Origin of the sequence: Cloacibacterium caeni (assembly GCF_907163105.1) — a bacterium.
In the GTDB taxonomy this organism is placed as follows: Bacteria; Bacteroidota; Bacteroidia; order Flavobacteriales; family Weeksellaceae; genus Cloacibacterium; species Cloacibacterium caeni_A.
In genome coordinates, this window is sequence record NZ_OU015321.1 from 935,247 (window position 1) to 950,438 (window position 15,192).

Consider the following 15,192-nt stretch of genomic DNA (forward strand, 5'->3'; position numbering starts at 1 on the left):
TTTAATTTCTGTTTTTAATCAATAAATTTCCTGTGAGCACTCTACCATCTGATAGTTTGATGACATAGAAATAATTATCGGTCGGTAAAGGTCTACCTGCTAATTTCCCGTTCCATTCAAATGAAGAGGCAATCACGGTTTGAAGCACGATTTCACCATGACGATTAAATACTTGTACAGTAGAACCTTTATAAACTTCTATACCCTCTATTTTCCAAGTATCATTCACGTGGTCACCATTAGGAGTAATAACGTGAGGAATATCAAAAATAGTAAAAGAACCTTGTGTAATGCTGCAAATTTTACCTTTAATTCTTACATATACAGAGTGTACTCCATTATTTAAATTAGAGAATAGGTTGTTATTTTGCCAATGAATTCCATCTAAAGAATATTCATAAGCATTATTAGATTCCATGATGATAATCGCGGTATCATTCGTAATATTGATCGTCGCAATTTTCGGAATCACAGGAGAAATAATTTGAGTAGAAGTTCTAAAACTACAACCTGAAGCATTGGTAACTTTTACCGCATAATTTCCTGTATTTGTAGGCTTAATCCATTGTTGGTCACTGTAGAATTTACCATTATAGGTCCATTCGTATTGCGTATATCCACTTCCTGCATCGAGAGTGATAGTATTAGCCGAACAAATTTCAATTTCTTTTGGTAATTCCACCGTTGGAACTTCATTCAAAATGAATGAAAGTTTCACCATTTTATCACAGCCTTTAGAAGTAGAAATATTAACATAGATATCTGTATTTCCTAAAGCGATGGAATACGTAGAAATCGTATTGATGACTTGCATTTTGGCATCATAATATTTGAATTGATATCCAGAAGTATTCGCAAGAAGTTTAGATTCATATTGGGTAAGATTGATGACTTCTTTTTTATCATTTCCTAAGTCACAGAGTTTTTCCAGATAATCATTGGCCACAATAGTAGATGCAACTAAACTCACCGTCACAGGAGTTCTGCTCACACTTTCACAATTATTAAGCGTTTGAGTGGCATAATAAGTTTTAGCATCTTCTAAAACGGTAGAACTCGGCAATACACTTCCTCCAGAAACGGCGTCATACCATTTTATTTGATTTCCTGTAATAGTAATTTTACTTAGGTTGGCATTTTCACTAATACAGAAAGTTTGATGTGCATCAGAAGTTGGCGCAGTAGTTTGAAAAATAATTACTGAAACTGGAATTCTCTCTCCTTCGCAATCCCCTATTTTTTGTGAAACGTAATACGTATTGCCATTAGTTAAAAGAGTATTCGCATTTAAAACATTTCCTCCAGTCAAAGAATCGTACCAAGTAAGATGATTTCCGGTAGCTAAAAGATTAGAAATTTTAGCATTATCTTGAATACAAAATTCTTGTTTTGATGGTGCTGTTGGTTTTGGCGTTGGATTTACAAAGGTATCAATGGTCACTTCGGTCACTTCTGAAATACAACCTTTACTGTTTTGAATTAAAACTTTGTACTGGTTAGGACTCAGATTTTTAAAAATATTTGAAGTTTGCCAAGTGAGACCGTTGTCAATACTGAATTTTGCGCCAGAATTGGTTACTGTAATACTTGCACTAGCATTTAAACAATCAATTTGTTGCACAGTAACAGTTGGCAATGGTGGATAATCCGTAGGTTTATTAATAGTGACACTCACCGAATTAGATTCGCAACCTATGGCATTTTTCACTTTAATCAAATAAGTTCCAGGTGCTAAATTTCCTGATGTAGAATTAGATGAATAGGTCTTTCCATCATCAAAACTGTATTCAGCAGCAGAATCGGTAATCGTAATGTTTCCAAATGCATTGGTGCAAGATAAAGGTTGACTTACCGTATATTTTGGGGGCTTCGGTGCATCTGAAGGAGCATTAATAACTGCTAAAACTTTTTCAGATGGACAATCTGCACCAATTTTTATTCTTAAATAATAACTACCACTAGGCAATGACATGGAAGAAGAATTTACCCAAGTTTTTCCATCATCAAAACTATATTCATTAGCTGTAGTGGTAATTTTAATAGAACCCATATTAGAGCTACATCCTGTAGGATGAGTTACGATGAATTTTGGGGTTTCTGTTATATTGGGTTTAGCAATAACCGTTACAGAAGAAATGAAAGAAATACATCCTGCAGCATCTTTAATCATCAAATCATAAGTTCCAGGACCAAGATTTTTAGCCTCATTAGAAGAAGTGAAAGTAACGCCTTTGTCAAAGCTATAGAGCGCTGCTGGTGTAGTAATGGTAATGCTTCCAAGAGGATTACTACAGTCTGGTTGAGTCACTGTATATTGTGGAGCTGGCAAATCTGAAGGTTTCTGAATGACTACTTTTTCGGCTTCAGAAGTACATCCGTTTTTACTTCTGTATTTAATGTAATAAGTTCCGGGAAGTAAATCTGTTTTAGTATTTCCATAGATATAACTCAAGCCATTGTCAAAACTATAACTGTCACCATCAGAAGTAATGGTGATACTTCCCGTAGAAACACTACAGGTAGGCTGTGTTGCAGTATATGTAGGTGCAGTAATAAGAACTCCAGAATCTAAATTGACTACAGTGGTGAGAGATTCACAACTGTAAGAATTTGATTTTATTTTGATGATATAAGTTCCTGCACCTAAATTAGTTTTGGTATTGACGGAAGACCAACTAGCACCATCGTTAAAACTATAGCTGGAAGCAGTGGTATTAATGGTAATGCTTCCATCGGTAACGCCACAAGCCGAAGGTTGTTTCACCGTAACTAAAGGTGCTGCAGGAATAGAAGGTGGAGAGATTACATAAGCATAAGAAGCATTTGAAATACAACCTTGTGCATTTTTTGTTAAAATATAATAAGAGCCACCAGATAAATTGGCTTTGCTATTATCAGTAGTCCATGTTTTTCCATTATCATAACTGTATTGGTCTGCAGGTGTATTAATATAAATGGTTCCGTAAGGGCTACTACAAGTAGGTTGTACCACACTTACTCTAGGAGATTGTGTAAAATACTCTTTAATATAAACATAATAAGGATAAGACACACATCCTAAATCATTCTTGATAACAATAGAATAACTTCCAGGAGAAGGTGTCGTAAGTATAGGATTCGTTGTAAAAGTTTTTCCTCCATCAAAACTATATTGAGAAGCTGAAGTTCCGATGCTTATACTTCCACTTTTTCCACAGCTAGGCTGAACTACTTTTACTATAGGTTTTGGTAAAAAATATTCTATGATATTTACATACAATCCATAAGCATAGGAAGTACATCCTTTAGCATTTTTGATGACGAGGTAATAGTTTCCGCTTTTAAGTCCGGTTAATTTTGGGTTAGTAGTCCATGTACTTCCTCCGTCAAAACTATATTGGTCTGCAACAGTAGCAATGGTAATAGAACCTGTATTTCCACAAGTAGGTTGCACTACAGAATAATCTGGTCTATCTAAATAAAACTCATTGAGGTAAACACTTGAATAATATGAGGTACAACCTAAACTATTTTTTATTCTTGGGTTATAATATCCTGCTTTTAAATTGGTAAAAGTATTAGAGGTACTCCAAGTATTACCACCATCTATGCTGTAAAAATCAGAAACAGTTGTAAAGGTAATACTACCTCCTACTCCACAAGTTGGTTGCGTAGAGGTAAATTTAGGTTCTGGTAAGTGAAATTCTTTTAGATATACAGTATTGTGATTAGAAATACAGCCGTTTTTATCTTTTGTTTGAACGTAATAATAACCATCAGGTAAATTAGTAAAACTATTGGTTGTGACCCAAGTAGACCCTCCATTGATACTATAAAAATCTGAAACGGTATCTATTATAATGCTACCATTAGTCCCACAAGAAGGTTGGGTAACGGTAACTTTTGGCATGTATGAATTTTCAGAATCTAAATAAACAAATTGTGTTTCTGATAAACATCCATTTTTATTTTTAATCACAAGATAATAATAACCTTCTTTAAGTGGACTAAATACGGGATTAGTACTCCAAGTATAGCCACCATCAATACTATAAGAATCTGCAACGGTATTAAATTTTATACTTCCTATATTGCCACAACTTGGATTAATGACTTCATAATCAGGATTAGGCAATCTGGGATTCATAATTTGTACATAAACATCGTTTGAAATACAACCGTCTGCAGATTTTATTCTCAGTGAGTACGAACTATAACTATTTAAATTATTAAGGGTGTTGCTGGTACCCCACGTATTACCACCATCAAAGCTATATTCTTTGGCCACAGTATTGATAGTGATACTTCCTTTGGTATCACAGGTAGGCTGTACTACGGTATAATCAGTTAAAGGAATGTTAGGATTATTAAGATAAATATAATTGGTCTGGGAGACACACCCTAAATTATTTTTAACGAGTACTTGATAAGAACCAGGAGGTAGACTTTTCTGATTAACAGTAGTCCATGTGGCTCCTCCATCAAAACTATAAAAATCATTTAAAGTATTTACGGTGATAGTTCCATTAGTAGTACAAGTAGGTTGAACTAAAGTAATATAAGGACTGTCTAAGTATGGGGTATTAATGTAAACCCAATTTTTTTGAGATAAACATCCATTCTCATCTTTTACCTGAATTTGATAACTGCCCGGTTTTAAATCATCTTTTTGGTTTGTAGTCAACCAAGTGACGCCACCATCAAAACTGAATTCTTTTCCTGGAGTATTGATGATAATGCTACCATCTATACCACAGACAGGATGTATAATTTCATAATCAGGATACATCTCAGAATAATCATTCAAATAAACATATTGGTAGTCTGATAAGCATCCTAAATTATTTTTAAAAGCAATAGAATAGGTTCCCGGCGAAAGATTGCTAAGAGTATTGCTGGTAACCCATGTTGTTCCTCCGTCAAACGTATATAAATCTCCTTGATTTTCTATAGTAATAGAACCTTTGGTGTTACAAGCTGGTCTTACAAAAGTGTACTGTGGATATCCTAGAGATACACCATAGATATAGACATTATTAATATAAGACAGACAACCATTAATATCTTTGGTCATAATTTTATAAATACCTGGATCTAGACCATTTTGTGTATTACTGGTTCCCCAAGTTGCGCCACCATCAAAACTATAATAAGCAGCGGGTGTAGTAATGGTAATACTTCCTTTATCTCCGCAAAAAAGAGGTTCTTTATAAGTGTAATTAGGGTATGTAGAAGCAGGTAAGACGATGGTCACAAGTTGAGCGTAAGAAATACAGCCATTTACCGTTTTTATTTTCACTTTATAGGTTCCTGGATATACATTAGACAATGTATTGTTCTTCACCCAAGTAACTCCATTGTCAAAACTGTATTCAGAGGCAGGCGAAGTCACTTTAATTTCACCAGTAGAACTATTACAGCTCGGCTGTTTCACTTCTAACGTTGGCAAAACTGCAGTTTGAGACGCCTCTATCACTGCGCTTCCCGTATTGACACATCCATAAGAATCGGTTACGGTAACACTATAAGTACCAATAGCGTTTACTGTAATGCTTTGGGTCTTTTCGCCAGTGTTCCATAGATATGAACTTCCTGCAGATGCAGTAAGAACAGTGCTTCCTGAACAAACATTAAGTATCCCAGAAATATTTACAGTAGGGTTTTTAACCTCTACATTGGCATGAATGATTTTAAAACAACTCTCACTCTTACTAACTCTTACATAGATAGTAGCTGAAGGAGAATTAAAACTGGTGTAATTGGTTATACTGTTAATATTTGAAAAAGCATCATTATAATTTTTAAAGTAGCTAAAACTCAGTCCTGAAGTTGATGAAACCAAATTACTCTCTAAATCCGATAAATTAAATACTTCTGTGCCATCACCATTGGTATCACATCGATATATTTTTGCGCTTTGTAAATCAATAGTACAGTCTGAGCTACAGTTCATAAAAGAAATATCCCAACCAGGATTAGCATCTGGATCACTGGCTGAACCAAATTTAGTACCACTACAAGTTGTTCCAGAAATATCATATTCTACTACTGCACCTACATTATAATTAGCACTGGTAACATTAGGGAAATCAGAAGCATTGAGATTAAAACAAAACTTCTTATTCACTTGGTCATGTGTACTAGGAACAGAGGAGCTATAGATGATTTTATTGCTAGAATCGTATAAATTTAAGGTGATTTTTTTAACCGTAGCGCTTATTCCTCCAGAATTAGGAATGGTATAAGTTCCACAAACACTTATAGGTGTGGTAGGACAAATTTTATTAAGAGGGTCTAGTTCTACGTTTCCTTGTACATTTTCATTAGAATGCAAAAAACAAATGTCATCTATGTATGCATAACCAAAATGCCCCATCAAACCGCATCTAGAAGCTATAAATTCTACGGTAAATTCTTCATTATTAGGAATCGCGGAAATATCCAGCATACCAGACTGCCAGTTGGCGGTATATAAAGTTACATAGCTACTTCCTCCATCAGGAATTTTAGTGTAAATACAGTTCTTCTCGTCACCAGTTAAACAAAATTCACTTACTACTTCCCTGTTTTTATTGAGAACTCTGGCTTTAAAGAAAGGCTGATTATCTTTGTGACCACTATCATAAACCGTTTGTAAAACAACTTTAAAATTAAATTTTAAGAAATTTTCATTATTCGTTTTATATCTTTTTCCTTGTACAGAAGAACTCATGCTGTACGAATCGGAGTAATTCACTTTTAGTGCATATTGGTCAAATGCTTTAATATCTCCTATATACTTATCAATATAATTAGCAGGAACCGTCGTCGCCATAATATTGGTATTGTTAGGATCAAAAATATTGATGTTTTGATCAGCAACATTGGTAATGGCTTTACATTCTGTAGGTCCTGATTGATCACCTGTTGTATATAAAAAATGTTTAAGATGTGTATTACCAGAAGTGGTTTCATACTGTTCAAAACCACCATTAGTACACATCTCTACTGCAGTTGGTACTGCACTACTTTTAGTGACTTTTTTTTGCGCTTGAGCCATTGCACTTTTCCTTTTGGCAATAAGACTTTCGATGAGTCGAGGATTGGTAATGATTTTACCATTCGCATCATCATAGATTCTAGGAACTGCAATTTCTGGGTTGTTTTGAGCAAAAATTTCTTTTGAAATAAATAAAGAAAAAAAGAGAATTAAGGAATAAAAATACTTCATAAGGAACACTTATTTCAAGTGATAAAAAATAAAAATGGTTATTAGATGAAAAAAATGGAAGAAAAATCCATTGCAATATTGATGAAAATAAAAATTTATGTTAGTCTTTTGTGGAGCAATTTCATGATAATTGGTCTTTTAGTTTTTAAAATAATTGATAATTGTTATGAAAAACACAAATGAGAAATTACCCTCAAAAATAGCTGAATTTCAAGTCCTAAATATACATTTTTTTACCAGTATTTCATTAATTTTTAGAGCAGTATATACTGATTAACCTCATGTCTACAGGTTAAGAACAGAAAAGGCAAAAATTATTGGTACTTGAATAAAATAGGTGTATTTTTTGGAACGTCAAACTCATAGAGTTCTTGGGTTTTTGCATTGTAAAATAACCATTGAAAAGTTTTCATATTGGTTTTTCCCATCGTAAAAAGGCCAATTTGGGTATAAACTACGCCTTCCCAATCGGTTTCTTCTACAGAATAGCCCAGCTTCGCTTCAGGATTTTTATGTTGAAATTGTACACCAGTTTGGTTATTTTTATCCAAATAATATTCAACCAATTTAGCAATTCTTTTTTGGTAAGCATTACTATATACACTGCGGTCTCGCTTCATTTTAAAGAGTTGTTTATCAAAAACGGTATAACTCAAAACCTGACCATTTTTTTGGAGAATAGTATCTGTTTTAATGGGTTCTGATGCTTGTTCAGAAGATTTATTTTGGCAAGAAACCAAAAATGAAATGAGGATTACAAAAGATAAAAAGGCTTTCATTTTTTCTTTTAAAGGTAAGAAAAATCTAGATTTCAGTTTTATGTTTTTATGAGTTTATTTCAAAATAGATTATTTTACGGCACAATCTTTCTTTGCCAATGAAAACCCATCTTAAACAAACTTAAAAATTGAGAGAGTGAGCCTTTATTTTTCTATAAAAAACAGAATAACTCCTATAATAATGACGATAAGTATCAAAAGTAATCCTGCTATTGTGTTTTTATGACTTTCTTCAGGAGAGTTATTTGCATTCATTTTTTTTAAATCAAACTTATACACAAAAGCAAGTCTGATAAATAAGCCGAAAAAGCCAAAAATAAAGTCTATCATTTTTATCTTCGTATTTGTTATTTATTAGAATATGATATTTGGTCTAAGATGTCAGATGTCGAGAAGTTGCAATCTTTGACATTTCATTTTATTCAACCGAAAACAAGCAAATTTTCACTCCATCACTTCATAACCTCGTCACCTCATACTAAGATGTCGCGGATTTGTAATCCGTGACATTTCATCAATCAAAAACAATCAAATTTTCACTCCATCACTTCATAACCTCGTCACCTCATAACTATATAACCTACTTCCCGATACAGAATCTTAACTTTCTTTTATTAATAATACTTTAACGGAGTAAAGGTGTACAAAAGTGGTACAGAATTAAGATGCCGCAACATCTTTTTTTTATATTTTTACTGAAAAAGATTAATATAGCCCAAAGTGGCTAATAAAGAGTAGTTTACAAGAACCGAAAGTGCTATCGGTAACGATTTAGTAATGGTGCTTACTGCACTCGCTTTCATCTGATTACCTTGTAAATCATTACCGCAAATTTAATAAAAAAAAGGGTTAAGTCGTAGCGTACTTAACCCTTTTTTCTGCTTTTTCCAATATACATCATAAGGCGTTATAAAATAAATCTTTCCCAATATGGGGACACTATGTGATAATGACTTCAATATTATTTCCAAGTTTTGGCAAATCAACAAAGATGTAATTCCGAAACTAATAGTCCCAATATCTAAACGTCTAAACTTATGGAAATCGTGTTGAACAAAATACTATCGGAAATTCAGCATCAGGAAGATAAGCTATCTTCTCAAATGATGCAAACTGCGGATGAGGCTTACCAAATGACCTTATTCCTAAAGGAAATGCTGTTTACTATAAAGATGAAAGTCTTACAGACCGGATTTAAGGACGAACAGCAGGAAATCAATTTTTTCAAGAATATCAAACCGCAGATTTTAGGAAAACTTATTTATTACAATAAGGTATTCCGTGTTGAAACTACCTGCCCCGTAAGCACCGGGAGAATACACCAAAGTTATTTTGAAAACCAACTGAAAATCCTCAAATCCGAATATAAGGAAAGCATATCCAATGAAGATTTTTACAGGTACTACCGTGCAGGTAGAACAGACCGTGACCATAATTATTTCAGGCTCGGAAAAATCAATTACCACGATGGTTTAAAAAGTAGTGTATTTGAAATTGACTTTAGCTTTTCAACCTATTTCGATAACAAAGTTGCCCATATTATAGCCAATGAATTACTCTATACTTTTTTGCTTACCAAAATAAATCCTGAAAAAAATCCCGATACCATTTTAATAAACGGGGATGGAAACAAAGACATTTCGTGGACGAACTCGCAAAATGCACTGATAGAATTGATTTACGCCCTGTATGTTTCCAAATCTATTGCATACGGGAAAATAGGCATCAGGAAATTAGCATTGATTTTCCAAATCCTCTTCCGAACGCCCCTTAACGATATACATCATTCTTTCCACAGAATGAAAATAAGGGCAGGCTCCCGAACGGTGTTTTTAGACCAACTCAAAATTTCCCTCGAAGAATATATGGATAAAGACCTTTAGCAATATCAGCACAGGAGGTTGAAAGCAGTACACAAAATGTACTGCTTTTTCTTTGCCCATATATGCCAATTGGCATATATGGGCAAAAGGCTACTACAAAATAACCGAAACACACTAAAACCCTTATTAAACAAGGGTTTTTCTCATTGCAAAAAATTTGAAAAAAAGTGCCAAACCAATGGGTACGCATTGGCAGACAAACACTGCCACACTTCTGAATTTTGTACTGTGAAAATTAAACAATAGTGCTATGAACATTATAACAGTTGATGAAGAAGTGTGGAAGCACCTCAACGAACGGTTGAAAGCCATTAGCGAATATATCCTCAAACTGGAAGATACAAGCTACGATAGCTTATGGCTCAACAACCACGAAGTCTGCCAGTATCTCCACATCAGTGAAAAAACATTGTGGCGTATGCGCACCAACGGGCAGATAGCCTTTTCAAAAATGTACGGGCAGTATTACTATACCATTGGTGCTATAAAAGATATGCTCAATGCTAAGCCGTGCAGACCACCGATGAATATGTAGAGCAGCTTATGGCGAAAGGCAAAAGCTATATCGAGAAAGGCAGAAAGCTAAAATCAGATAACCATTAAAAGCGTACCCATATGAATATCGACAAAATGGAATTTGTGGCGTGGATGGAACGCATAATGGACAGGCTGGACATTCTCGGCAACCACATAGACGATTTACAAAAGAAGCGCAACAGTATAGACGGCGAAGAATTACTGGATAATCAGGATTTATTGCAAATGCTGAAAATCAGTAACCGTTCCCTGCAACGGTATCGCTCCATAGGCAAGCTGCCTTATTATACGATTAGCGGAAAACTGTATTACAAGCTGTCCGATGTGCATCAGTTCATCAGGGAAAGTTTTAACCCGCCCTTGCCCAAACTGGATGCCAATAAGTGACAAATGCTGCCTTTGAATGCCACTTAAAGCAAATCAGTGAAGGCTTCCTTTACATTCGACCGTGAAATTTTAAAATTTTCAGACTATGCGCGAAGAAACAGCAAATAAACAGGAAATGCCCGAACAGCTTTCGGACATCTTACTCGTACTGGATAAAGAGAAAATGAAAATCCAGGCGGTAAAGAGTATAGACGAAAACGGGAAAATGGAAACCGTTGACCCCACGAAGAAAAATCAAAACCAGTTTATGCGTGTGGATAAAAGCGGTGATTTCTTTTCCAACTTCTTTTCCAATTTTTTCAGCCAGTTAAAGAACCCTACAAACTTTACTTTCTTCAAAGTGCCTGCCTCGGTTGCTGCTGAAAAAGCAGAGGAATTACAAAAGCACGTAGATAAGCCCACTCCACAGGGCGAAAAAGTGCTGAAAGAACACGAAGTGAAAGCAGAACCCCAACCCGATAAAAAACAAGAAAATCAAAATAATATGGCAACAGCACAAACAACAACGGAAACAAGCGAATATCGCTACAAGCCGGAGCAGATTGATTGGGACACAATGAAAAACCTCGGATTGAGCAAAGAGTATCTTGAAAAAAGGAACCTGCTCGTCCATTTTCTTTATCAGGGTTTCACACAGGCTGTCAAGGAATTTTGTTCGGTTTATCTTACGGGCTTTGAGTTCCATAAACGTGTGGTAAAAATCACCTAACTCAATATTAAAGGCATCTTCAAATGCTTTAGCAATCAATTTTAAATCTGTATTCCCATTGTTAAATACACCGTGGGAGTACAGTGCATATATGAGTTCCGTAAGTGCTGTTTTGCTTGCCGTCCATTTCAACGAATTGTTTGAAACCTTTTTAACATTGACGTTGTTTAACCTGTCTTCCAAATATACCTGTATCAGGTCATTGGCAATTATCTTGGCAACCTTGTAATCGTGCGAAGTAGAAAAGCGATGGTCTGCCTCGAAATAAAAAGTGTCTAACCACAGTCTTATATCGTGCTTCCCCCGTACAAAAAACTTCTCGTCAACGAAAGAATTATTGCTCCGGTAATATTTGTAAAAATCAAGGTTATTGTCAAAGAACCTTTTTAGCTTTTTCAGTTCTTTGACAAAATATTTCTTGGTACGCTTATTTCCATACGGTCTTCTCGTTTCGATTTTATAGATGGCATTGTAGTAGATGAGCTTTGAAACGATAATTGGCTTCTGATATTTGAAAAAGCGAATTTCTTCATCAACATTCTTAAATCCCCTTTTTAAGACATAATGTTTTACGTCAGACAGACATTTGATGATAAGTTTATAACTGCTTCAATGCGTTCTATCGAACAGTCTGTTTCAATCTCCAATTCTTTGATTTCGCTTTCCAGTTTAATCAGTGTTTGGTTATAAAATTTATCCATCCGTTATCTTAAATCTATTTTTTAAACAATAATAGAGAAGCCCAAATACTGTCATATTGGAAAGAAATTTGCATTTTCGGGCTTCTCTTTTGGAACTTTGGTTTTTGCTGGATACAGAACTAATAAGTCCACTTTTAGTGATAGTGATAGATATAATAGTGTCTAATTTTTATGTATATCAAAGCAAAAAGACACAGAGCTAAAAATATCCCAAAAAGTATCATAAAGAGCGAAGGTCTTTTCTTCTTCTTCGACAAATTGACATTTGAGGGTTTAGAAGCTCCGTATCTTTTGTACGGAGGTACTTTTTGATAACTTTTGCCTTTCTTACGCATTGTCTGTTTTATTCATCATTAGGATGACCTAATCTTAAAATTTCATCCGCTGTATCCTTACCGCATTTAATATTGCCAATAATGCAACTCCCACATCTGCGAAAACGGCTTCCCACATTGTAGCTAATCCACCTGCGCCCAGTACTAATACGACACCTTTTACTACAAACGCCAATGTGATGTTTTGCCACACTATTTTCTTGGTTTGTTTACCAATATTGATTGCCATCGGAATTTTACTCGGCTTGTCATCTTGGATTACTACATCGGCAGTTTCAATAGTGGCATCACTTCCTAAACCGCCCATTGCCATACCTACGTCGCTCAAAGCTACTACAGGCGCATCATTCACTCCATCGCCAACAAATGCTACGGTTTCGTTTTTGGTTTTTATTTCTTTTACTTTATTTACTTTGTCTTCTGGCAACAAGTCGCCGAAGGCATTATTAATTCCCAATTTATCAGCAACAAATTTTACCACGGTGCTTTTATCTCCACTCAACATTGTAGTTTTTACGCCTAATGTTTTTAGTTTGTCAATCGTAATCTGTGCATCTTCTTTGATGCTGTCGGCAATGGTAATGTAGCCTGCAAATTTTCCATCATAAGCAATGGCGATTAGGGTGTAAACAATTGTACTTGGGTCTAAATCATAAACAATATTAAATTTATCCATCAGTTTAAAGTTTCCTACCAATAACTCTTTTCCGTTAACGATAGCTTTTAATCCGTGACCCGCAATTTCTTCTACATTTTCTAATTTTATAGAATGGTCTATTTCGCCGACATATTGATGGATTGCGGTAGCAACTGGATGCGTGCTTTGACTTTCCAAAGCGTTGACCATTTTCAAGATTTCGTCTTTACTAAATTCTGATTTTAATATTACTTCTTGCACTTTGAAAACGCCTTCTGTCATTGTTCCTGTTTTATCCATCACTACATTTTGGATATTAGCGATGGCGTCTAAGAAATTGCTTCCTTTAAATAAAATTCCATTTTTAGAAGCGGCACCAATTCCACCAAAATATCCTAAAGGAATACTTATAACCAAAGCACAAGGACAAGAAATAACAAGGAAAACCAATGCTCTGTATAGCCATTGACTGAACAAGTAATCATCAACAAAAAAGTAAGGAACTACAGTAATAAGCACTGCCAATAACACCACAATTGGTGTGTAAATTTTTGCAAATTTTCGAATGAATAATTCTGTTGGTGCTTTTTGAGCAGTAGCGTTTTGTACCAATTCCAAAATCTTTGAGAGCTTGCTATCGGTATATGCTGTGGTTACTTTTACCTGTGCAACGGTCTTTAAATTTATCATTCCTGCTAAAACAGTTTCGCCTTTGGTTTTGGTGTCTGGCTTGCTTTCTCCAGTCAATGCGGCGGTATTGAATGATGCAGTTTCGGATAACAATTCGCCATCCAATCCTAATTTTTCTCCGGGTTTTAATTGAATGATATTGCCGATGTTGACGGTTTCTGCTTTTACAGTTTTAGGTTGGTTATTTTCTAAAATCGTTACTTCATCGGGTCTTTGGTCGAGCAAGGTTTTGATATTGGCTTTGGCTCTTGTAACCGCCAAAGTTTGAAACACTTCGCCAACCGCATAAAACAACATTACGGCAACTCCTTCCGGATATTCGCCAATGGCGAAAGCTCCGATAGTGGCAATGCTCATCAATAAAAATTCTGAAAATACATCGCTTTTGCGGATGCTTTCAAATGCTTCTTTAATAACAGGAAAACCAACCGGAGCATAAGCAACAATGTACCAAACAATCCTTACCCAACCTGTGAACCAGGATTGAGGAAACCAATTATCAAATGCAATAGCAATCATCAGTAAAACAAAACTGATAATGGCAGGTAAAAACATTTGAATGGTAGATTTATCGGTACTTCCGTGGTTGTGACCGTCATCATCACTGTGTTCGTGGTTGTGACCGTCATTGTCGTGATGCTTTTCTAATAATTTTTTAGCATTGGCATCGGTATATATTTTTTCTTCTTGTGGTGTGCAGCAAAGCTGTTTGCCTTGTGCATCGTATTTATGTTTGTGTTCCATTAGAGTAGTCTTTTAGTTGTTTTTTTATAAATTAAATATTGTTCTCCGTGTTGTTTTTCCAAAAACTCTTCTTCTAATCTTATCTGAATTTGAATAACGATATAGGTAGTAAGCATCAAGAAAAATGTAAGTGCATTGGGTAGTATAAAAAATATTCCTGCAACACTGATTATCATTCCTAAAAAAATCGGGTTCCGGCTGTAAGAGAATAATCCTTTTGTGATTAATTCGGTTTTATTATTTTCATCGATACCAATGCGCCAACTGTTACTCATTTGATATTGCGCTACAGAAATCCATAGTAATGAAAAGTGTATCAGAATTAATCCAATGATTAAAAACACGTCTTTCATTAAATAAGAAATCGGCACTAAATATTGATATATTTTATCGCTGAACGAATAGATGAATACCGCAACGAAGAGCAATGCTATCAATACCTTCATCACAAAACCGATATAATCGTGTGCATTATCTGTTTTGCCAAAAGTTACGGGATTGATACCTGTTTGCTTGTAGGTGCGGTATGATGGCAGCACAAAAGCTACCATCATATACAACACCAAATACACCGGCAAATAAAATTTTAACCAAATCATAG

The 15,192-nt window shown here is 35.0% G+C and carries 8 protein-coding genes and 2 pseudogenes; 4 read left to right on the top strand and 6 right to left on the bottom strand.

Annotated elements, in window-relative coordinates:
- Position 1: 1 nt before the first annotated feature.
- The 3 genes from KKQ76_RS04390 to KKQ76_RS04400 all read right to left on the bottom strand — a co-directional run bounded on the left by KKQ76_RS04390 (position 2) and on the right by KKQ76_RS04400 (position 8,298).
- Positions 2-7,189, bottom strand: coding sequence for a T9SS type B sorting domain-containing protein (locus KKQ76_RS04390; RefSeq protein ID WP_213195996.1), 7,188 nt, complete (start codon positions 7,187-7,189; stop codon positions 2-4).
- Between the two features lie 314 nt (positions 7,190-7,503).
- Complete coding sequence (locus tag KKQ76_RS04395) at positions 7,504-7,968, bottom strand: hypothetical protein (protein WP_213195997.1); 465 nt, start codon at positions 7,966-7,968, stop codon at positions 7,504-7,506.
- 144 nt (positions 7,969-8,112) lie between these two features.
- Positions 8,113-8,298, bottom strand: coding sequence for a hypothetical protein (locus KKQ76_RS04400; protein WP_213195998.1), 186 nt, complete (start codon positions 8,296-8,298; stop codon positions 8,113-8,115).
- A 707-nt stretch (positions 8,299-9,005) separates the two neighbouring features.
- On the opposite strand from KKQ76_RS04400, the gene KKQ76_RS04405 reads away from it, so the two are divergent.
- The 4 genes and pseudogenes from KKQ76_RS04405 to KKQ76_RS04420 form a co-directional block, all read left to right on the top strand.
- Complete coding sequence (locus KKQ76_RS04405) at positions 9,006-9,851, top strand: RteC domain-containing protein (protein ID WP_213195999.1); 846 nt, start codon at positions 9,006-9,008, stop codon at positions 9,849-9,851.
- Between the two features lie 250 nt (positions 9,852-10,101).
- Positions 10,102-10,386: a helix-turn-helix domain-containing protein gene (locus KKQ76_RS04410; protein ID WP_449508515.1), complete on the top strand. Its 285-nt coding sequence runs from the start codon at positions 10,102-10,104 to the stop codon at positions 10,384-10,386.
- Positions 10,387-10,466: 80 nt separating this feature from the next.
- Complete coding sequence (locus KKQ76_RS04415) at positions 10,467-10,775, top strand: helix-turn-helix domain-containing protein (RefSeq protein WP_002978404.1); 309 nt, start codon at positions 10,467-10,469, stop codon at positions 10,773-10,775.
- Between the two features lie 85 nt (positions 10,776-10,860).
- A pseudogene (locus KKQ76_RS04420) lies at positions 10,861-11,382 on the top strand (DUF4099 domain-containing protein); the annotation flags it as partial.
- Between the two features lie 57 nt (positions 11,383-11,439).
- On the opposite strand, the pseudogene KKQ76_RS04425 reads toward KKQ76_RS04420, so the two are convergent.
- The 3 genes and pseudogenes from KKQ76_RS04425 to KKQ76_RS04435 form a co-directional block, all read right to left on the bottom strand.
- Positions 11,440-12,078, bottom strand: a pseudogene (locus KKQ76_RS04425) (RteC domain-containing protein); the annotation flags it as partial.
- 476 nt (positions 12,079-12,554) lie between these two features.
- Positions 12,555-14,591 carry a heavy metal translocating P-type ATPase gene (locus tag KKQ76_RS04430; protein ID WP_213196000.1) on the bottom strand — a complete coding sequence of 679 codons (2,037 nt, stop codon included), beginning with the start codon at positions 14,589-14,591 and terminating at the stop codon, positions 12,555-12,557.
- Entirely contained in the window at positions 14,591-15,190 is a 600-nt protein-coding gene (locus tag KKQ76_RS04435) for a methyltransferase family protein (RefSeq protein WP_213196001.1), read from the bottom strand. Before KKQ76_RS04435 ends, KKQ76_RS04430 begins: the two co-directional genes overlap by 1 nt.
- Positions 15,191-15,192 lie beyond the last annotated feature (2 nt).